This is a genomic window from Altererythrobacter sp. CAU 1644 (assembly GCF_029623755.1).
Classification (GTDB): domain Bacteria; phylum Pseudomonadota; class Alphaproteobacteria; order Sphingomonadales; family Sphingomonadaceae; genus Erythrobacter; species Erythrobacter arenosus.
This window is the reverse complement of sequence record NZ_CP121106.1, coordinates 3,106,422-3,124,203: the sequence shown is the minus strand read 5'-3', so window position 1 is coordinate 3,124,203 and position 17,782 is coordinate 3,106,422. Positions and strand designations below refer to the sequence as shown.

At 60.7% G+C, this 17,782-nt stretch carries 18 protein-coding genes; 8 read left to right on the top strand and 10 right to left on the bottom strand.

Translation table 11 applies throughout. The features are described from left to right. Positions 1-59 precede the first annotated feature (59 nt). The 5 genes from P7228_RS15500 to P7228_RS15480 all read left to right on the top strand — a co-directional run bounded on the left by P7228_RS15500 (position 60) and on the right by P7228_RS15480 (position 8,777). Positions 60-1,295 (top strand): TolC family protein, encoded by a 1,236-nt coding sequence (locus tag P7228_RS15500; RefSeq protein ID WP_278016121.1) that lies wholly within the window; start codon positions 60-62, stop codon positions 1,293-1,295. Continuing rightward, a complete protein-coding gene (locus P7228_RS15495) occupies positions 1,292-2,782 on the top strand; it encodes an efflux RND transporter periplasmic adaptor subunit (RefSeq protein ID WP_278016120.1) in 1,491 nt (496 codons plus the stop codon). The genes P7228_RS15500 and P7228_RS15495 overlap by 4 nt, the downstream gene beginning before the upstream one ends. Then, on the top strand, positions 2,779-5,946 hold the full coding sequence (locus P7228_RS15490; protein WP_278016119.1) for an efflux RND transporter permease subunit: 3,168 nt from the start codon (positions 2,779-2,781) through the stop codon (positions 5,944-5,946). The genes P7228_RS15495 and P7228_RS15490 overlap by 4 nt, the downstream gene beginning before the upstream one ends. After that, positions 5,925-6,308 carry a copper-binding protein gene (locus P7228_RS15485; RefSeq protein WP_278016118.1) on the top strand — a complete coding sequence of 128 codons (384 nt, stop codon included), beginning with the start codon at positions 5,925-5,927 and terminating at the stop codon, positions 6,306-6,308. Before P7228_RS15490 ends, P7228_RS15485 begins: the two co-directional genes overlap by 22 nt. Positions 6,309-6,446: 138 nt before the next feature. Beyond that, entirely contained in the window at positions 6,447-8,777 is a 2,331-nt protein-coding gene (locus tag P7228_RS15480; RefSeq protein WP_278016117.1) for a heavy metal translocating P-type ATPase, read from the top strand. Positions 8,778-8,792: 15 nt separating this feature from the next. Here the strand turns inward: P7228_RS15480 and P7228_RS15475 are convergent, their stop codons facing one another. The 10 genes from P7228_RS15475 to P7228_RS15430 form a co-directional block, all read right to left on the bottom strand. Further along, the gene (locus P7228_RS15475; protein ID WP_278016116.1) at positions 8,793-10,142 is read right to left on the bottom strand and encodes an MBL fold metallo-hydrolase; all 1,350 of its coding nucleotides are present in this window, start codon (positions 10,140-10,142) and stop codon (positions 8,793-8,795) included. A gap of 71 nt (positions 10,143-10,213) precedes the next feature. After that, positions 10,214-10,918: an NAD(P)-dependent oxidoreductase gene (locus tag P7228_RS15470; RefSeq protein ID WP_221572392.1), complete on the bottom strand. Its 705-nt coding sequence runs from the start codon at positions 10,916-10,918 to the stop codon at positions 10,214-10,216. Between the two features lie 93 nt (positions 10,919-11,011). Continuing rightward, entirely contained in the window at positions 11,012-11,500 is a 489-nt protein-coding gene (locus tag P7228_RS15465; protein WP_221572393.1) for a DUF6692 family protein, read from the bottom strand. Further along, positions 11,497-12,024 (bottom strand): DUF305 domain-containing protein, encoded by a 528-nt coding sequence (locus tag P7228_RS15460; protein WP_251105518.1) that lies wholly within the window; start codon positions 12,022-12,024, stop codon positions 11,497-11,499. Before P7228_RS15460 ends, P7228_RS15465 begins: the two co-directional genes overlap by 4 nt. Then, on the bottom strand, positions 12,021-12,434 hold the full coding sequence (locus tag P7228_RS15455) for a potassium channel family protein (protein WP_278016115.1): 414 nt from the start codon (positions 12,432-12,434) through the stop codon (positions 12,021-12,023). Before P7228_RS15455 ends, P7228_RS15460 begins: the two co-directional genes overlap by 4 nt. Then, positions 12,431-13,180, bottom strand: coding sequence for a glutaredoxin family protein (locus tag P7228_RS15450; protein WP_278016114.1), 750 nt, complete (start codon positions 13,178-13,180; stop codon positions 12,431-12,433). The genes P7228_RS15455 and P7228_RS15450 overlap by 4 nt, the downstream gene beginning before the upstream one ends. Before the next feature lie 111 nt (positions 13,181-13,291). After that, on the bottom strand, positions 13,292-14,575 hold the full coding sequence (locus P7228_RS15445) for an APC family permease (RefSeq protein ID WP_430732518.1): 1,284 nt from the start codon (positions 14,573-14,575) through the stop codon (positions 13,292-13,294). Between the two features lie 280 nt (positions 14,576-14,855). After that, a complete protein-coding gene (locus P7228_RS15440) occupies positions 14,856-15,131 on the bottom strand; it encodes a hypothetical protein (protein WP_173214113.1) in 276 nt (91 codons plus the stop codon). Between the two features lie 44 nt (positions 15,132-15,175). After that, positions 15,176-15,643 (bottom strand): DUF411 domain-containing protein, encoded by a 468-nt coding sequence (locus tag P7228_RS15435; RefSeq protein ID WP_278016112.1) that lies wholly within the window; start codon positions 15,641-15,643, stop codon positions 15,176-15,178. After that, the gene (locus P7228_RS15430; protein WP_278016111.1) at positions 15,640-16,326 is read right to left on the bottom strand and encodes a class I SAM-dependent methyltransferase; all 687 of its coding nucleotides are present in this window, start codon (positions 16,324-16,326) and stop codon (positions 15,640-15,642) included. The genes P7228_RS15435 and P7228_RS15430 overlap by 4 nt, the downstream gene beginning before the upstream one ends. 148 nt (positions 16,327-16,474) lie before the next feature. Between P7228_RS15430 and P7228_RS15425 the strand changes: the two genes are divergently transcribed. The 3 genes from P7228_RS15425 to P7228_RS15415 are packed head-to-tail and all read left to right on the top strand — an operon-like array spanning position 16,475 to position 17,782. Further along, entirely contained in the window at positions 16,475-16,771 is a 297-nt protein-coding gene (locus tag P7228_RS15425) for a hypothetical protein (protein ID WP_029140031.1), read from the top strand. A 3-nt stretch (positions 16,772-16,774) separates the two neighbouring features. Beyond that, positions 16,775-17,209 (top strand): periplasmic heavy metal sensor, encoded by a 435-nt coding sequence (locus P7228_RS15420; RefSeq protein ID WP_173214117.1) that lies wholly within the window; start codon positions 16,775-16,777, stop codon positions 17,207-17,209. A gap of 15 nt (positions 17,210-17,224) precedes the next feature. Continuing rightward, positions 17,225-17,782 (top strand): RNA polymerase sigma factor, encoded by a 558-nt coding sequence (locus P7228_RS15415; protein WP_430732483.1) that lies wholly within the window; start codon positions 17,225-17,227, stop codon positions 17,780-17,782.

Below are 17,782 nucleotides of genomic sequence, written 5' to 3'. Positions count from 1 at the left end.
TCGATTGACGCGTACGCCGAAGTCGTTCCCGGCCAGTTCGCTTTGAAAGAGTGAGAATTATGGATTGGCGAATTGGCTGGGTGCCGTTTTCGGCACTGCTCGCCGCGCAAGCTGCGCAAGCGCAGTCTGTCGGATACGAGGAAGCACTTGCAGCGGTGCGGGGCGAGCAACCCGTTTTGGAAGCTGGCGCGCTGCGTGTACAATCACGGCGCGAGGCTGCGGAAGCGGCGGACGAGCTTCCCGACCCGCGTTTACGCGCAGGGGTTATGAACCTTCCGGTAAGCGGACCCGCGGCGTTCGAGCTTGACCGGCAACTTCCTACGCAAGTCGCCATCGGTATCGAGCAGGAGATACCCAATCTTGCGCGGCGACGGGCGAGGTATGGCGTTGCCAGTTCCGAAGTTCGGGTGGCGGAAGCACGGCTCGGTATGGCGGAGCGCAATCTTCTCGCAAGCGCTGGAACCGCTTGGGTCAGCTTGTTCTACGCGCAAGAACGCCTCGATCTCGCCAGCACAGCGCTCGATGAGCTGCGAGCCTTCATCCCTGTTGCCAATAGCGCAGTTGCGTCGGGCTCGGCCCGCCCGGCCGAAAGCCTCGTGATACGGCGCGAATTGCTTGGGATCGAGGATGCAGCGACGTCGATCGAGGCCGAGCGCGAGACGGCGCAAGCGCAGCTTTCCCGATACATACCGTTCCCTGACCCGGTTGCCTTGGGTGAGGCTCCCACGGCGGCTCTGGATGAAAACCAGCTTCGCTTCGAACTGGAAGAGAATCCCGAACTCATTCTGGCCGATGCGGAACAAGATCGGGCCGAAGCCGGTGTGGCGCTCGCTCGCGCTGAAAAGCGGCCGGATTTTGGGGTGAGCGTCAACTATGGTCGTCGCGACCAGGCGTTTGGCGATGCGGTGTCGGTCATGGGGTCGATTACTCTTCCGATCTTCACCGACCGGCGGCAGAATCCGCGCATCGCCGCCGCCGAAGCCGATGCCGCTGCCGCTTTGGCCGACCGCGAGGATCGCAGGCGCGCGCTGGTTGCGGATTTCGAAGCCCATCTCGCCACTTGGCGCAGCACTACGCGCCAATGGCGCCGCGCGCGTGATGAACTTCTTCCGCTCGCGCGTGACCGCGTTGAGCTCGAGACAGCCAGCTTTGCGGCCGGGCGTGCCGATCTCGTCGATGTGATTGCGGCGAAATCCGCACTTGCCCTGCTCGAGCTGGAAATTCTCGAACGCGAACAGGCGGCGGTGCAGGCGGCGGTCAAACTACAACTCACATACGGGGAGGGCAGGCCATGAACTCCGTGCTCGAACGATTTACGCAGCGCCAACGCTTGTTTGCGGCTGGGCTAGGTATTGCCCTTGTCAGCCTGGCTGCTGGCTACGGTCTTCACATGCTCGGCGGCGAGAGCAGCGGGGCTGGGTCGGCGACGGATACTGACTGTGAGGACGTGCTCTATTGGTACGATCCGATGGTGCCCGGACAACGCTTTGACGAGCCCGGTAAGTCGCCCTTCATGGACATGATGCTGGTTCCCAAGTGCGCGGGAGAAGCTGCGGAAGCGGGCGTCCGGATCGATCCGGGCCTTGTCCAGAATTTCGGCATTCGCACTGCAGCGGCCGAGTTCGGAGTTCTCGAGCCGGAAATCACCGTGACGGGCGTCCTCGCGTACAACAGCCGGGATGTTGCCATCGTCCAGCCAAGAGCGGGCGGATATGTCCAACGCACCTATGGTCTTGCACAGGACGATGTCGTGCGTCGCGGCGCTCCGATAGTCGACATTCTTGTCCCTGACTGGGGCGGCGCGCAGCGTGAATACATTGCTGTGCTCGATACCGGCGATCAGGCACTTGCAGACGCGATGCGGCAGCGCATGCGCTTGCTCGGCATGACCGATGCAATGATCGCGTCGGTTGAACGCACACGCAGAGCTCAAAACACGATCACCGTCACGGCTCCCGTGGGCGGTGCCGTAACAATGCTTGGGGTGCGCTCGGGCATGACTGTAATGGAAGGTCAGACTTTGGCCGAGATTACGGGCTTTACGCCGATATGGCTTGAAGCTTCGGTTCCTGAAGTCCAGGCCGCAAATGTCCGGCAGGGCCAGCCCATCAGTGCGACCTTGGCAGCGTATCCGGATCAGCGATTTGCGGGACGGATTGTTGCCATCCTTCCAAGCGCCGATGCCGCGAGCCGAACCATCACCGTTCGGGCTGAGCTACCCAATCCGCGCGGCAGGTTGAAACCGGGGATGTTCGCGCAGGTGTCGCTTTCACCCGACACACGGCGAGCCTTGCTGGTACCGTCGGAGGCGGTCATTCGAACCGGACGCCGAAATCTCGTGATGCTCAAGCAGGATGAAGGCGCGTTCCTGCCTGCTGAGGTCGAAATCGGGCGCGAAGCGAATGGCAGGACAGAGATACTCGCAGGCCTTGCGGAGGGCGAGCAGGTCGTCACTTCAGGTCAGTTCCTGATCGACTCCGAAGCAAGTCTTAGCGGGATCGACGTCAGGTCGATCGATGGGACCATGAGCATGGCGTCGGAAGGCTCGCCAAACATGAGGACGTACACCGCTACGGGAAGAGTGACGAAAATCGCTGGTGCTTCGATCACTCTCAACCACGCGCCGGTTCCCGCCCTCGAATGGCCAAGCATGGTCATGCCCTTCGCTCTCGCCGACGCCGCCCTAGTTGAGGATCTGGAACCGGGCGATACTGTCGAGTTCACCTTCTCGCAGCACGACACCGGTCCGCGTATCGAATCCATTCGGAAGACCGACCGATGATCGCGCGCATAATCGATGCCTCGATCGCCAATCGGTTTTTCATCGTTCTGGCGGCCATCGCGGTCACGCTCGCCGGCTTCTGGGCGGTGCGCGCAACGCCTGTCGATGCGATCCCCGACCTGTCTGATGTGCAGGTCGTGGTGCGGTCGAATTATCCGGGCCAAGCTCCGCGCATCGTTGAAGATCAGGTCACATACCCGCTCGCAACGACGATGCTCTCGGTGCCGGGCGCGGAAACGGTGCGCGGCTATTCGATGTTCGGCGACAGCTTCGTCTATGTGATCTTCGAGGACGGTACGGACCTCTACTGGGCGCGCTCGCGCGTGCTGGAATATCTCAACCAAGTGCAAAACGAATTGCCCGAAGGTGTGACAAGCTCGCTGGGGCCGGACGCGACGGGGGTGGGCTGGATTTACGAATATGCTCTCGTCGACCGAACGGGGAACAGCGATCTTGCTGGGCTCAGAAGTCTTCAGGACTGGTTCCTGCGCTATGAGCTCCAGACTATTCCGGGCATTGCAGAGGTCGCCAGCGTAGGCGGCATGGTCAAGCAGTACCAAGTCGTGCTGGAACCCTACCGGATGGCTTCGCTTGGCGTCACTTACAGCGATGTCGTGCGTGCCATCCGGGCCTCCAATCAGGAAGCTGGCGGATCGGTGGTCGAAATGGGCGAGGCCGAATTCATGGTCCGCGCATCAGGCTATCTCACGTCTCTCGACGACTTCAGACAGATTCCGCTGAAATCGGTCGGTAACGGTATCCCCGTCACCTTATCCGATGTCGCCACGATCCAGCTTGGCCCCGAAATGCGACGAGGAATCGCCGAGCTCAATGGCGAAGGCGAGGTCGCAGGCGGTATTGTCGTGCTCAGACAGGGTGAGGATGCGCGGGCAACCATCGCGGCTGTCGAAGAGAAGCTCGACGTGCTCCAAGCCAGTCTTCCCGAAGGGGTCGAGATTGTCACGACCTATGATCGTTCGAAGCTAATCGACGCCTCGATCGAAAACCTGACCGGAAAACTCATCGCCGAGTTTATCATTGTCGCGATCGTTTGCGTGCTGTTCCTTTGGCATGTGCGATCAGCATTGGTGGCGATCGTCACGCTTCCATTGGGGGTGCTGGCGGCCTTTATCGTGATGCGTTTCCAAGGGGTCGATGCGAACATCATGTCCTTGGGCGGCATTGCCATCGCAATCGGCGCAATGGTCGACGCTGCCATCGTGATGATCGAGAACGCGCACAAGCATATCGAGCATTGGGGAGAGGACCATCCCGACGAGCAGATGTCCAACGATGAACGCTGGAAACTGATTGCGGACGCATCGAAAGAGGTGGGGCCAGCGCTGTTTTTCAGCCTCCTGATCATAACCCTATCGTTCCTGCCGGTGTTTACTCTGCAGGCGCAGGAAGGCCGCCTTTTTTCCCCACTGGCCTTTACCAAGACCTATGCCATGGCGGCGGCCGCCATTCTGTCGGTGACACTGGTTCCCGTACTCATGGGCTGGCTGATCCGCGGCAAGATACCCAAGGAGGACACCAACCTCCTCAATCGCTTGCTGACCAACGCCTACCGGCCCGGTCTTGATTGGGTAATGCGCCGACCGAAAACCACATTGGTTGTGGCAGGCCTCGTATTCCTTACAGCGCTGGTCCCGTTCACCCGCCTTGGAGGAGAATTCCTGCCGCCGCTCGACGAAGGCGACTTGCTTTATATGCCAAGCGCGTTGCCTGGTCTGTCTCCTGGTGAAGCGTCGGCATTGCTTCAGCGGACCGATCGACTGATCAAATCCGTGCCCGAAGTCGACACCGTGTTCGGCAAGGCAGGACGCGCGGATACCGCAACAGACCCGGCGCCGCTCACGATGTTCGAGACGACCATCCGGTTCAAACCTCGAGAAGAGTGGCGACCCGGAATGACGCCGGAGAAGCTCGTCGAAGAGCTTGATCGTGCGGTGCAGGTGCCGGGGCTCGCCAATGTCTGGGTGCCCCCGATCCGCAACCGCATCGACATGCTCGCGACCGGTATCAAGAGCCCGATAGGCGTGAAAGTGTCTGGCGAGGACCTTGGCGAGATCGAGCGCGTGGCGTTGCAGGTCGAGAATGTCGCAAAACAGGTTCCCGGCGTCAGCTCCGCTTTGGCAGAGCGTCTTTCGGGAGGCCGCTATGTCGATGTGGACATCGACCGGGTCGCTGCGGCGCGTTTCGGGCTGAATATCGCCGATGTTCAGCAGATTGTGTCAGGCGCGATCGGCGGCGCGAATATCGGCAGAACGGTCGAAGGACTGGCGCGATATCCCATCAATGTGCGCTATCCGCGCGAGATCCGCGACAGCCTCGCAGAACTGCGCGCGCTGCCTTTGCTAACCCCGTCTGGCCAGCAAATTACGCTCGGCACCGTAGCGCAGGTGAGCGTCAGCGATGGCCCCCCGATGCTCAAGAATGAGCAAGGCCGTCTTATCAGCGTGGTCTATGTCGATACGCGCGGGCGCGATCTAACCTCGGTCGTAAGCGATCTTCAGGAGGCAGTGTCAGATGGCGTCGATCTGCCTGCCGGTGTGAGCATCTCTTACGCGGGCCAGTTTGAATATCTCACCCGCGCCAATGAGCGGTTGCAGGTCGTCGTTCCCGCGACGCTCGGCATCATCTTCGTTTTGCTGTACCTGATCTTCCGCCGCTTCGACGAAGCGCTACTTGTTATGGGCACGCTGCCCTTTGCCCTCACCGGCGGCTTCTGGCTGCTGTATCTGATGGGCTACAACCAGTCTGTTGCGACATCGGTGGGTTTTATTGCGCTTGCCGGTGTGTCTGCCGAGTTCGGCGTCATCATGCTGATCTACCTCAAGTCTGCGCTGGCCCGGCGCAGCGGTGCCCTCGATGCGGACGGCGTGGGCGAAGCCATCAGGGAGGGTGCTCTTCTGCGCGTGCGTCCCAAGGCGATGACCGTGGCCGTCATTCTTGCCGGTCTCTTCCCTATCCTCATTGGAACCGGCGCAGGTTCGGAGGTCATGAGCCGCATCGCCGCGCCGATGGTGGGCGGCATGATCACCGCGCCGCTGCTTTCGATGTTCGTTATCCCCGCTGCATATTTGTTGATGCGGCGCCCCCGGCCCGAACGGCCAACCCAACCCCAAGGAGAAGAAGAATGCGTACCACAACCCTCATGAGCCTACTGGCCTTTCCGCTGGCGCTGGCGGCCTGCGATTCTGGCCAGGACACTGCCGACATGAACGACATCCCGATGGCAGAAAATGAAATGATGATGGACGGCGAGGATATGCCAATGATGGAACCTGGCAGCGAAATGCAAACCGTCAGCGCAGAAGGCACGGTCACTGCAATCGATGCCGAAGCGGGCACAATAACCGTCGACCACGGTCCGGTCCCAGCGATCGAATGGCCTGCGATGACCATGGCTTTTGAAGCCGATGAGCAACTGCGCAGCGAAGTAAGCGTCGGTGAGGGAATTGCCTTTGAATTTCGTACTGGTTCTGAAGGCAATGTGATCACGTCGATCACGAAGCAGTAAATGGGTTGGGTGGTGCCAGGTAAACCTGGTGCCGCCCAACGAAATGCGGACGACCGAGAGCTGGTATCGTGCCGGCACCGCCAAGGTATTCGGGACAAGGCTGTAAAAGGTCTGCTTTAGAGTGAGAAAGGAAGAGCGATGAGCACGGACGCAAGCTTACTCGAAGGCACCGCCATCGATCCCGTCTGCGGCATGAGCGTAGCGATCGACGGAGCAGAGCATATCGCGAAGCATGCGGGGGCCGAGCACTATTTTTGTTCGCCGCGATGTCACGACAAGTTCGTCACCGATCCCGAGCTCTATCTCTCGGCCGCGCATCTCGACGCGGTCGAGGATGTGCCCGAAGGCTCGATCTACACCTGCCCGATGCACCCTGAAATCCGCCAGCCCGGGCCGGGTTCATGCCCGATTTGCGGCATGGCGCTCGAACCGGAAACCGTTTCGCTGGGCGATAGCCCCGACCCCGAACTGGTTGATATGCGGCGTAGGTTCTGGTGGAGCGCACTGCTCACGCTGCCTTTGTTCGTCTACGCGATGAGCGACATGGCACCAGGGCTCAGTTTCGACCGGCTGATCGAACCTGCCTGGGCGCAATGGGCGCAGTTTGCCCTTGCCACACCGGTTGTTCTTTGGGGAGCCTGGCCGTTCTTCGTTCGGGCCGTCCAGTCGCTCAAGACGCGCAATCTCAACATGTTCACGCTGATCGGGTTTGGCGTTGCCATCGCCTATCTGTTCAGCGTGGTGGCGACGGTCGCGCCCGATCTGTTCCCTGCAGCGTTCCGCGACCATTCGGGACGGGTCGGGGTCTATTTCGAGGCGGCAGCGGTCATAACCACACTCGTTTTGCTCGGACAGGTCCTCGAGCTCAAGGCAAGAGGCTCGACCTCGAGCGCTTTGCGCGCATTGCTCGAATTGGCGCCGCCCAGCGCGGTCAAGATCTTCGGCTCCGGCGATGAGCGCGAGGTGCCGCTCGACCAGCTGGCCACAGGCGATCGTCTGCGCGTTCGACCGGGCGATAAGGTTCCGGTCGATGGCGAGATCGAAGAGGGATCGAGCGCGATCGATGAATCCATGATCAGCGGCGAACCGCTGCCGGTCGCCAAACAGGCTGGCGACACAGTCATTGGCGGCACGGTCAACCAGACTGGCGGGTTCGTCATGCGCGCGACCGGTGTGGGCAAGGACACGATGCTGTCCAAGATCGTCCAGATGGTGGCCGAGGCGCAGCGCAGCCGCGCACCGATCCAGCGACTGGCAGATCAGGTGGCGGGCTGGTTCGTGCCTGCGGTGGTGGTGATAGCCATCGCCACCTTCGTGGTCTGGGGAATCTGGGGTCCCGCACCAGCGCTTGCCTATGCGCTGGTCAATGCCATTGCAGTCCTGATCATCGCCTGTCCCTGTGCGCTCGGTCTCGCTACGCCGATGTCGATCATGACGGGCACAGGCAAGGGTGCCCAGCACGGGATTCTGATCCGCAATGCCGAGGCGCTGGAGACACTCGAGAAAATCGATACGCTGGTGGTCGACAAGACCGGCACGCTGACGATGGGCAAACCCGATCTGGTGGCGGTGACGCCGGCAGATGATATCAAGGAAAGCGATTTCCTGGCTGCGGTGGCAGGTGTCGAAATGGGGAGCGAACATCCGCTGGCCCATGCCATTGTCGAGGGCGCGCGGACGCGCGGCGTTTCTCCTGCCAATGCCACGGATCTCGCTTCGACGACTGGGGAAGGCGTTGAAGCCAATGTCCAGGGCCGCCGTGTTGCGATCGGAAATGAGAAGATGATGCGGCGCGTTGGGATCAATGACGAGGCCTGGCTGGGCTCGGCCGAAAATGGTCGCAAGCAGGGTCAGACGGTGATGTTCGTTGCGTTCGATGGTCGGCCGGCAGGGCTCATCTCGGTGGCCGATCCGATCAAACCTACCAGTGCAGCGGCCATTGCGGCGCTGCATGCGCGCAAAATCCAGGTCGTTATGCTGACGGGCGACAGCCGCGGCACTGCCGAAGCGGTCGCGCGCGAAATGAAAATCGATGAAGTGCATGCGAATGTCTCGCCCGAAGACAAGCACCGCAAGATCGAAGAGCTGAAAGCGCAAGGTCGCCGCGTCGGCATGGCAGGGGACGGGATCAACGATGCGCCTGCACTGGCCGCCGCCGATGTCGGCATTGCCATGGGCACCGGCACCGATGTCGCAATCGAAAGCGCCGGCGTGACGCTGGTTCGCGGGGACCTGACAGGAGTGGTGCAGGCCATCGTGCTGTCGCGTGGGACGATGCGCAACATCCGGCAGAACCTGTTTTTCGCCTTCGCTTACAACACACTCGGCATCCCGGTCGCGGCAGGCGTGCTGTATCCCTTCTTCGGAGTGCTGCTCAGCCCGATGATTGCGGCCGCAGCCATGAGCCTCTCTTCCGTATCGGTGATAGGCAATGCGCTGCGGCTGCGGGGTCTGCGCCTCGAAGTCTGAGAGGCCAAACTTCAGCTATGCGCGTTTTTTCCAAGCGCCCATGGAGCCGAGATAGATGTCGAGGCGCTTGAAGCCCTGGCTTGCCAGCCAGCCTGCGGCAACGCTCGCCCGCATACCGCTCGCGCACATCAGCGTGTAGTGGCGGTCGCGGTCGAGATCTTCCCACCGCGTGTTGAGCTCACCGACATAGATATGTTCTGACCCTTCGATGCTTGCTTCTTGCCGTTCGTCCGCGTCGCGCACGTCGAGCAAGGTCCAATCACGGCGGTCCTGATTGAGCCTGCGCGCGATTTCTTCGGTGCCGATCATGGGTATGCTGCGCATCGCTTTGCCCTGAGCAGCGGCTGGAACCACGCCGACATAGCCGCCGATAATATTATCGAGACCGATGCGCACCAGATGGGCCATGGCGTGGGCTAGCTGGTCTTCCTCGGAAGCGACGAGGGCGATCCTGTCGCCTTCAGCGAGGAACCATCCCGCAAAGGCCGGTATCATTCCCACCGGGAGGCACATGGCACCTGGCATATGACCGGCGGCATAGGCGAGCGGCTCGCGCACATCGACCAAGTGATCGGCTTCGATCTCGTCAAGCTCTCCCAGCCCTAAGCGCCTTGGTCGTATGACCCGCGGCGCGGCATCGGCCCCTTCGAGGTTAAGCCGTTCCATCAGCCGGAAATAGGGAGGTTGGTGGTGGTGTTCTGCTACCTTCGCCTTGATGAACTCGTCGCGGTCGGAGATGCGCAGGCGAGGGTTGTTGCGTCGCTCGTGGCCGATTGTCGAGAATTCCCGATCCGCCATTCCCGACCCGCAGACCGAGCCCGCACCATGCGCCGGGTAGATAATCGCCTGATCGCCGAGGCCGCAAAGTTTCTGCAGTGAGTCGAACAGAAGGCCTGCGACCTCTTCCTTGCGCTCGGGATAGAAATCGGTGCGCCCGACATCGCCGACAAACAGGGCATCGCCGGTAAAGACGCCGACCGGTCCCTCGGAATATTCGCCGTCATGGATGACGAAAGCGAGATGATCGTCGGTGTGTCCAGGTGTTTCCAGCACCTCGATCCGCAATTGACCCAGCTCGAAACAATCGCCCTCGCGTGCGGTATTGGCAAAAACGATCTCGCCTGCCGCGTTGGGCCCGTGATAGACCGTGGCTCCTGTCAAATCGGCCAAGATCGGCGAGCCGCTGATCAGATCCTCATTGCGATGGGTTTCGAAGATGTGCGTTATCTCCAGTCCTTCGGCCCGCGCCTTTTCGACATAGATCTCGCAGTCCCGGCGCGGATCGATGACCGCTGCCTGTCCGCCCGAGCCGATGATATAGGAAAGGTGCGAGAGGCCAGGGGTTTTGATTTTCTCCAGAAACATACGATTTCCTTGTCTGTTGCTCACAACTTGCAACGTGCGGGCCTGTCACAAATCGCAAAATTATACGGCGCTCAATCGATCCCGAGTTCGGCCTTGATGGCGGCGGGACTTTCGAAATGTTCGGCTTCGGGCCTGCCGATGGCAGGCTTTGCGTTGATCCAGGTATCTTCGCACACGAAATCGAGCAGGCTCGCCGCGAGATCAGCATGACGGCAGCGGAAACAGCCTTCTGCCAAGCGTTCATCCGTAATGACGGCATCGCCGGTGTAAGGCTCATCCAGCAGCCAGCCCGGTCGTGCGACCGTCCATTTGGTGCCTTGTGCGTCGCTGAGCATCGCCTCCATGGCGCGCATCTGCTCGAGTATATTGAACAATGCTGGCTTGGCGGTGAGTTCAAACCACGCCGGAACGCTCGACTGATGTTCGACGAAGGCGGCGGAGATCACGGCAATACGGTCGATCTTCGCTTGTGCCATCGCCCCGAGCAGGTTGCGCGTGCCATCGGTATAGAGCGGCGGTGGATCGATCGCATTGCCCGGACCGAAAGCGACACCGAGCGTCGAGATAACCGCGCGGCAGCCATCGAGATCGCCCGCGAAATCGTCCGACAGCACATCGCATTCGATATATTCGAAGTCGCCCACCCGCTCGTCTGATCCAGGCACTGTGTGTTCGAAGGCGCGGATCGGTATGTCCGAGGCAAGGGCACGCCTCAATAGCTCGCTGCCGGTCTTCCCGCCTGCCCCGAAGACAGCGATGGGCCTCGTATCAGTCATCTGCTTGTTCCTGTTAAGACTGGTGATGGCGACAAAGGGCGAAGGCGCGGGCGCATGGGGTAGCCGACGGCCCGCCCATGCGCCCTGCCAGTATCAGGCTCCGTCGGCCGGACAGGTGGTATAGCCCCAAAAACCGAACTCATCCTTGGCTCTTGGTGCTGCCACGATCATCTCCTGCATTTGCAGGCCCGCATCGCCTTCATCATCCAGCATACGGGTTTTGATCCGAAGCTCGCCGTTCGCATAGCTGCCGGGGCCATCGGCGGTCACGGGGATCAATTTGCCATTGATCTTGATCGCTCCGCCCCCGTCACCGTCATAGACAAACGAGGGAAAGGCCACTTCGGTCAGGCGGAACTGGCAGGCCTGTCCTGCGCCCAGAGCAGCAAGGTCCGCGTCATTCATGGTCCCGGGAAGCATGAGGCCCGGGTCAACATTTGCCAGTGCACTGGCCGCGTCCTCGATCGGCGCGGCAGTGGCAGGCGGGTCGAGCTGGGCTTCGCGGTCATTTCCCGGAGCAGTATTCGAATTGCAGGCGGCGAGCGGAAGCGCGATGAGCGCCGTGAGAGCTATCTTGTTCATTGCTGCATCTCCTCGGGCAGGCGTTCTTCGGTCCGCGGACCGTTCTGCTCGATATCGTCGATGAGATATTTCATCTCGGCGATTTCGCGGCGCTGGGCGACTATGATCGCTTGAGCGAGTTCGCGCACGCGAGGATCTTTCAGGCTCGCGCGTTCGCTGGTCATGATCGCGATCGAGTGGTGCGGGATCATCGCTGCCATATATTCGGTATCGTCGACGGTGGTCTGGCTGCGCACCAGCCATAGTGCGAGCGCGAACACAAAGGCCCCGACGCCCAGAATGATGAAGTTCTTGGTCCGGTCCTTGTACATGCCCCACATGAAGAGGAGCATGACGACCATCATCATCGCACCCATGACGAACATCATCCAGAAGCGCGTTTCGCTCCAGAAAAGATCATCGACGGTAAAGGTGTTGGCATACATCAGGAAGAACATGATCACAGTCGAGGTCGACACCATGGCCATGAACCGCCAGTAGCTGCCGCCCCCTCCCTTGTCCGAATGGGAGGTCTTTTCAGTCATGCTTTTTCTCCTTTTTGCATCATGGTCCAGAATAGCTGCGCCGAGCAGCTGATGAGAGCGAAGCCGGTGAGGGCCTCGACGCCGGCGAGAACTCTCAGGTGCTCGGTCGGATAAGTGTCGCCCAGGCCCAGTGTGGTCACGTTGATGAGCGAGAAATAGAAGTAGTCCATCCAGTCCATTGAAGGCGCCTTGTCGAACCCTCCCAGGCCCCATTGCGCGCCCAGCCAGAAACCTGCGGCAAAAAGGATCGCGACCAGAAAATGCGACGCGAGCACGAGCAGCGAAACGGCAAGCTTTGCCAGCGTATCGCGGCGGCGATCGAGAAGCCGGTGGCCGACACCCAGAATGACAAGGTGGGAAGCGACGGCTGCAAGGAACAGAAAGATGGCGAGAAGGAGCGCGGTGATCATGCGAGAAGCTTCGCGCCCATCCACAGGCCCATTCCGATCATGAACAGATTTTCGGTCAGCGAGACGAAGCCGAGCGGCACATTGCTGCTGCCGCCGACGCAAGCGCATTTGAGCTCACGCTTGTCGATGTAGACAGCTTTGAAGACGCTGACAGCGCCGACGGTGCCGATGAACAATGCCAACGGAGCAGAAAGCCACGTCAGCGCGCCCGCGGTCATGAGAATGCCGGCAGCGGCTTCGCCGAAAGGGTAGACGAAGCCATAGGGCACCCAGCGCCGTGCGAGCAGATCGTAATTGAGGAACATCGTCGAAAAACTGCGCACGTCCTGAAGCTTCTGAACGGCGAGCAGGGTCATCGACAGGCTGACGAACCATTCGGCGGCCCGGACAGTGAAGAAGTTATCAAAAAAAGCCCAGCTCAGTCCGAGCGCGAGCAGAAGCGCGACCGCGAAAATCGCAATGACCGGCTGATAGCTGGTCTCGCCTTCCTCTGGCTGCGAACGGCTCTTGCCGAAGAACTCGCGGACATCGTCATAGCCGCCAATGCGCTTGTCTTCGATAAAGGTCTGCGGGGTGGTCTCGACGTTGTGCTTGTCCTTGAATGCGTCGGTTTCCTCCCTGCTGGTCAGGTGATGATCGTCGACCTCGAAACCTTGCCGCTTGAGAAGATCGACCGTCTTGATGCCATAGGGACAGACATGGTCCTCCATTACCATGCGGTAGACCGCCGCTGTTCGGGTCGTCATGAATCGCTCCATCTGTTTTGCCTGACGTGTCTCGTGCTCAACGCCGGTTTTCGGTGAACGGTTTCGAAAAACCCCGCTGCAAGAGCCTCAAGGCCCAGCGAAAAGTTGCCATCAACTCTTCTCTTCTGACCGATCATCTTTGTGAGAAGCGGGCGCTTCGGAATTGTGCGAAAGGTAAATCCATTCTCCCACGAAGACTGCGACGATGCCGATCGCCGCATAGGCGACAACGGCAGGATCGCTGCGCAATTTGGCCGCGGTAAAAGCTGCAAGGACCACGCCATCTGCCGCGAGTGCTGTAAGAAGTATTGTTGCGCGCGCGCCGACTTCCTTGCGCAGGTGACGCAGGACGCCCCAATGCACCAGCATATCCATGACGAGGTAGAAGAAGGCGCCCAGCGAGGCGATCCGCGACAGATCGAACAGGACGGCAAGCATCCCGGCAATGACCACCGTATAGACCAGCATGTGGCTGCGAATTCCGCCGCTCATACCGAAATGGCTGTGCGGGATCATCTTCATGTCGGTCAGCATCGCAAGCATGCGCGACACAGCAAATACGCTCGCGATCACGCCCGAAGTCGTGGCGGCGATCGCGATCGCGACGGTGAAATAGAAGCCCAGCTCACCCAGCGCCGGACGCGCCGCTGCCGCGAGCGAATAATCGCGCGCCTCGACGATCTCGGATATGCTCAGGCTCGAACCCACCGCCAATGCGACGAGCAGATAGATCACGATGCAGACCGCGATCGAGATCATGATGGTCCGACCGACATTCTTGTGCGGGTCGACGATTTCGCCGCCGCTATTGGTAATCGTGGTGAAGCCCTTGAAGGCGAGGATCGAGAAAGCAACAGAGGCGAGCATGGCTTCTGCATTCGTCAGCGAAACGGGCTGCGAAAACGCGCCTGATGAAAAACCGCTGGCCCAGATCGCCGCGACTGCGAACAGCGCGATGCCGCCGATCTTGATGGCGGACATGATGAGCGAGAAGCCGCTTACCGACTTGTTGCCCGCTGCATTGACGAGATAGGCGAAGATGATGAGGGCAAGCGCTGCGAGAGAAACGAGCCACCCGCTGCTTTCGAGGCCGAACGGGCGCAGCGCATAAGTCGCGAAGGTGCGGGCCACGAGGCTTTCATTGATGACCATCGAGAGCGCCATCAGGAGCGAGGCAGAGGCGGCGATCACGCCGGGTCCGTATGCTTTTTGCAAGATCATCGCGATGCCGCCCGAAGACGGCCATTTGTTCGACATCTTGATATAGCTGTAGGCCGCCAGCGAGGTTACCAGCGCGCCAGCGATGAAGGATAAGGGGAATAGCGGACCGGCAAGCTCGGCGATCTGCCCGGTCAGCGCGAATATGCCGGCACCGATCATGACGCCGGTTCCCATCGCCACGCCGCCCAGCAGGGTTATCGAGCCAGCTGTCTCGCTTTGATTCTCGTGCTCATGGTCTTGCAAGACTTTCCCCTGTCGATGGTCTCCCGTTCAAGAAAGATCATGCCGGACAGTACGTTCAGCCGGGGCTCATCCCTCAAAAATATTTCAGGACAAATCCGGAGGGTTGCGTTTTGCTCGGGGCGCTCGAGCAAATTGCGGCCCAAAGCGGACTGCTTGCGCAGCTGAAAATGCTCGGCGAGTATCAAGGCACGCGTCCATCGCCGCCGATTTACTACGTCCTGAACCGGTTTCGGAAAAATCGCAGCAGTGGCACCCCAATGACCGCGATGTACCAACCGTACAGAAAGCTGCCGAGAGCGCCTGCCAAAAAGCCCGAGAGGGTTAGCCATTCGAAACCGGGAAGCAGCGGCGCCCACGCTTCGTGCATGTGCACCTGTTCGGGCGCGAGCAGGCCGAAACCGATGCAGATCAGGTAGCTGAAAAGCAGGAAGAGGCTGAGTGTCCAGCCCCATATGAGAATTGAGGTTTTGACCGAATAGTCCGACATGATGGTCCTCCGTTAGAGTTGGCGCGAAAATGGCTTGTCCATAGTCACGGGTAGGATGCGAACACGCTCCGCCCGCCTGGGCCGAAGGCGATGACATCATAGGGCTGCACCTGCTCTCCGACTTCCATTCCGGGCGAGCCAAGCGGCATTCCGGGCACAGCCAGGCCAGCAACGCCTTCGGGGCGTTCGCGCAATAGCTTCGCGACGGCATCGGCCGGCACGTGGCCTTCGATGATATAGCCATCGACTTCCATCGTGTGACACGACCACAGATCCTGCGACACACCCCTGGCTGTCTTGAGCGCAGCCATGTCGTCGGTGTCGACCGAGGCGACCTCTGCTTCGAGCCCATGTTCGACGTGACCGGCCCAGCTGAGACAGCAGCCGCATCCTGCGTCGCGGAACATCGTGTAGGTCGCGGCCTGCGCTGCATTCGAGCAGGCTGCAAGGGCGAGGAGGAGCGAGGCCGCCAGCGAACGGCGTAGCGGTCTCGAATCTTTCGTGAGGTTCATTGGACATTGCCTTTCTTGATGCCGCGCCAGAGAGAAATGGTTCCGGTCGCGGTATGGATACGATCGAGCAATTCGGCGTCTGCGAAAATCTCGGCGAGCAATTTCTCGACGGCTCCGTCGGCGCTCGGCTGGGTGTCCTTCACGCCGTCGAGAAGCTGAACGCTCGAACGGAACAGCGCGCGCATGAGTGGAGCATCTTGCCGCATATAGTCGGCAATCAGCGCTATGCCCCCGGGGGCGAGCAGGTTCTCGATCTGCTCGAGGATCGCGCGCTTTTGCGATACGGGGACCTGGTGAAGGACGAGGCTGCTGACGATCTTGTTTGGCCGCCAGCCGTCGGAAAGCTCGAGACTAGCGAGAAAGCCGTTGTGCCACCGGACCATATCGACTCCGGCACCGAATTTGCGCTGCGCGATCGCCAGCGCGGCGGGGTCTGGCTCGACGCCGATGAAGCCGGCTTCGGGACAGCTGGCCATCAGCGCTTTGAGCAAGGTCCCGGTGCCGCACCCGACATCGATGACCTTGTCGCCGGGCACCAATACGGCCTCTTCGACGATCGCGCGGCGCCACCGGCTCTCGCGCGTAAAGATTGCGATCGCGCGATCATAGAGCGGCGTGAGCCAGCTTTTGCCAAGCGGCGGAGTGAACTCGCGCTCTTTTGGCGGAACTGCCGCATCTTTCATGCCATGGCTCCCATTCGATGTCGGCACATTTCGCTTCCGCCAGACCTACACTTCTTACGCACCGCCGCCCCGCAGCCCTCAAAAAAGAAACTTGAGGGTTTGCGCGAAGCATCGCGTATAGGAACCGTGCAACCGACAGGAGCAAGGGATGCGTGATAATCAGACACTCGATGCGATGCTCGGCACCATGGCCTCGCAGGAGGCTGGCGACGTGCCGCCCGACTTCATGAACGGCGTCTGGCAGCGCGCAGGACAGCTTGGCGAAATTGCCGATCAGCGACGCAGAATGGCCTTGTTCGCCGGTCTGTTTGTCGTCGGCCTGGCGGCAGGCGCAGGGACCAGCGGATGGCCGTCCGAATATGGCGCTCCTACAGAAATTGTTGGCGAGAGCCTCGTTGGCGGAGAATCCCTGTCACCTGCTGCATTGCTTCATGTGGGGTCATAGGCGTTGAAGAAGTTTCACCTTGTCCTCGCGGTTCTGCTGGCGGCGCTCGCCGGATGCCTCGGAGCGCTTGCCGCCGATCGCTGGTCCAACGACGATGCGGAGGACAGCCTGCACCAGTTCGTGCACGATGAACTCTCGCTCACGGCTGACCAGGAGGAGCGGCTCGATGCGCTCGAAGCGCGTTTCGCGGTAGAACAGGCAAGGCTCGAAGCCTCTGCGCGCGCAGCCAACGCACAGCTCGCCCAGGCAATGGAAACCGAGCACGAATACGGGCCCGAAGTCAGTGCCGCGATCGACGAGGTGCATGCGCGCATGGGCGAATTGCAGAAAGCGACCGTGCGGCACGTCTTCGATATGCGGGAAATTCTCGATCCCGATCAGCAGCTCCAGTTCGACCGGAAAGTGTCCGCGGCCCTCACGCGCGATCCGCGTGACTGATCAGCCTTGGCAGCGGTGGATGACACTTCGAACGAAGCGCTGATCGGGCGGGCGATAGCCGGTGACAAGCGGGCGTTCACAGCTCTCGTCGAGAGCGAGATCGCCCGGTTGATTGCGCTTGCCACGCGCATGCTGGGTTCACCATCGCGGGCCGAAGATGTCGTTCAGGACGGTCTCGCGTCGGTCTGGCTGACACGTCATCGCCTCGATCCGAGCAAGCCCATCGGTCCCTATTTGACGACAATCGTTCTCAACCGGTGCCGCGACAAGCTCCGCCGCAGGAAAGTTATTGGCTTCCTTGGTTTGCCGGATGGGCGGGAAGCCGACGCCGTTGCCGACGATGCCCCTAATCCCGAAAATGTTGCCGGAGCCCGCGAACAGCTGCGGCTGGTCCAGGCCGAAATCGGGCGCTTGCCGGTGCGCCTACAAGAGGCGCTCGTGCTGGTCACTGTCGAGGGGTACAGCCAGGCCGAGGCTGCCGAGCTGCTCGGCACCACCGAGAAAGCCGTCGAGACGCGCATCTATCGTGCGCGCAACCGGCTGAAGGAGCGGTTCGAAAAGTTTGAGGGGTAG

What these genes read in the sequence shown, in the direction of transcription:
- P7228_RS15500 (WP_278016121.1), top strand. Translation starts at nt 60, where the DNA reads ATGGATTGGCGAATTGGCTGGGTGCCGTTTTCGGCACTGCTCGCCGCG.
- P7228_RS15495 (WP_278016120.1), top strand. Translation starts at nt 1,292, where the DNA reads ATGAACTCCGTGCTCGAACGATTTACGCAGCGCCAACGCTTGTTTGCG.
- P7228_RS15490 (WP_278016119.1), top strand. Translation starts at nt 2,779, where the DNA reads ATGATCGCGCGCATAATCGATGCCTCGATCGCCAATCGGTTTTTCATC.
- P7228_RS15485 (WP_278016118.1), top strand. Translation starts at nt 5,925, where the DNA reads ATGCGTACCACAACCCTCATGAGCCTACTGGCCTTTCCGCTGGCGCTG.
- P7228_RS15480 (WP_278016117.1), top strand. Translation starts at nt 6,447, where the DNA reads ATGAGCACGGACGCAAGCTTACTCGAAGGCACCGCCATCGATCCCGTC.
- P7228_RS15475 (WP_278016116.1), bottom strand. Translation starts at nt 10,142, where the DNA reads ATGTTTCTGGAGAAAATCAAAACCCCTGGCCTCTCGCACCTTTCCTAT.
- P7228_RS15470 (WP_221572392.1), bottom strand. Translation starts at nt 10,918, where the DNA reads ATGACTGATACGAGGCCCATCGCTGTCTTCGGGGCAGGCGGGAAGACC.
- P7228_RS15465 (WP_221572393.1), bottom strand. Translation starts at nt 11,500, where the DNA reads ATGAACAAGATAGCTCTCACGGCGCTCATCGCGCTTCCGCTCGCCGCC.
- P7228_RS15460 (WP_251105518.1), bottom strand. Translation starts at nt 12,024, where the DNA reads ATGACTGAAAAGACCTCCCATTCGGACAAGGGAGGGGGCGGCAGCTAC.
- P7228_RS15455 (WP_278016115.1), bottom strand. Translation starts at nt 12,434, where the DNA reads ATGATCACCGCGCTCCTTCTCGCCATCTTTCTGTTCCTTGCAGCCGTC.
- P7228_RS15450 (WP_278016114.1), bottom strand. Translation starts at nt 13,180, where the DNA reads ATGACGACCCGAACAGCGGCGGTCTACCGCATGGTAATGGAGGACCAT.
- P7228_RS15445 (WP_430732518.1), bottom strand. Translation starts at nt 14,575, where the DNA reads ATGGGAACCGGCGTCATGATCGGTGCCGGCATATTCGCGCTGACCGGG.
- P7228_RS15440 (WP_173214113.1), bottom strand. Translation starts at nt 15,131, where the DNA reads ATGTCGGACTATTCGGTCAAAACCTCAATTCTCATATGGGGCTGGACA.
- P7228_RS15435 (WP_278016112.1), bottom strand. Translation starts at nt 15,643, where the DNA reads ATGAACCTCACGAAAGATTCGAGACCGCTACGCCGTTCGCTGGCGGCC.
- P7228_RS15430 (WP_278016111.1), bottom strand. Translation starts at nt 16,326, where the DNA reads ATGAAAGATGCGGCAGTTCCGCCAAAAGAGCGCGAGTTCACTCCGCCG.
- P7228_RS15425 (WP_029140031.1), top strand. Translation starts at nt 16,475, where the DNA reads ATGCGTGATAATCAGACACTCGATGCGATGCTCGGCACCATGGCCTCG.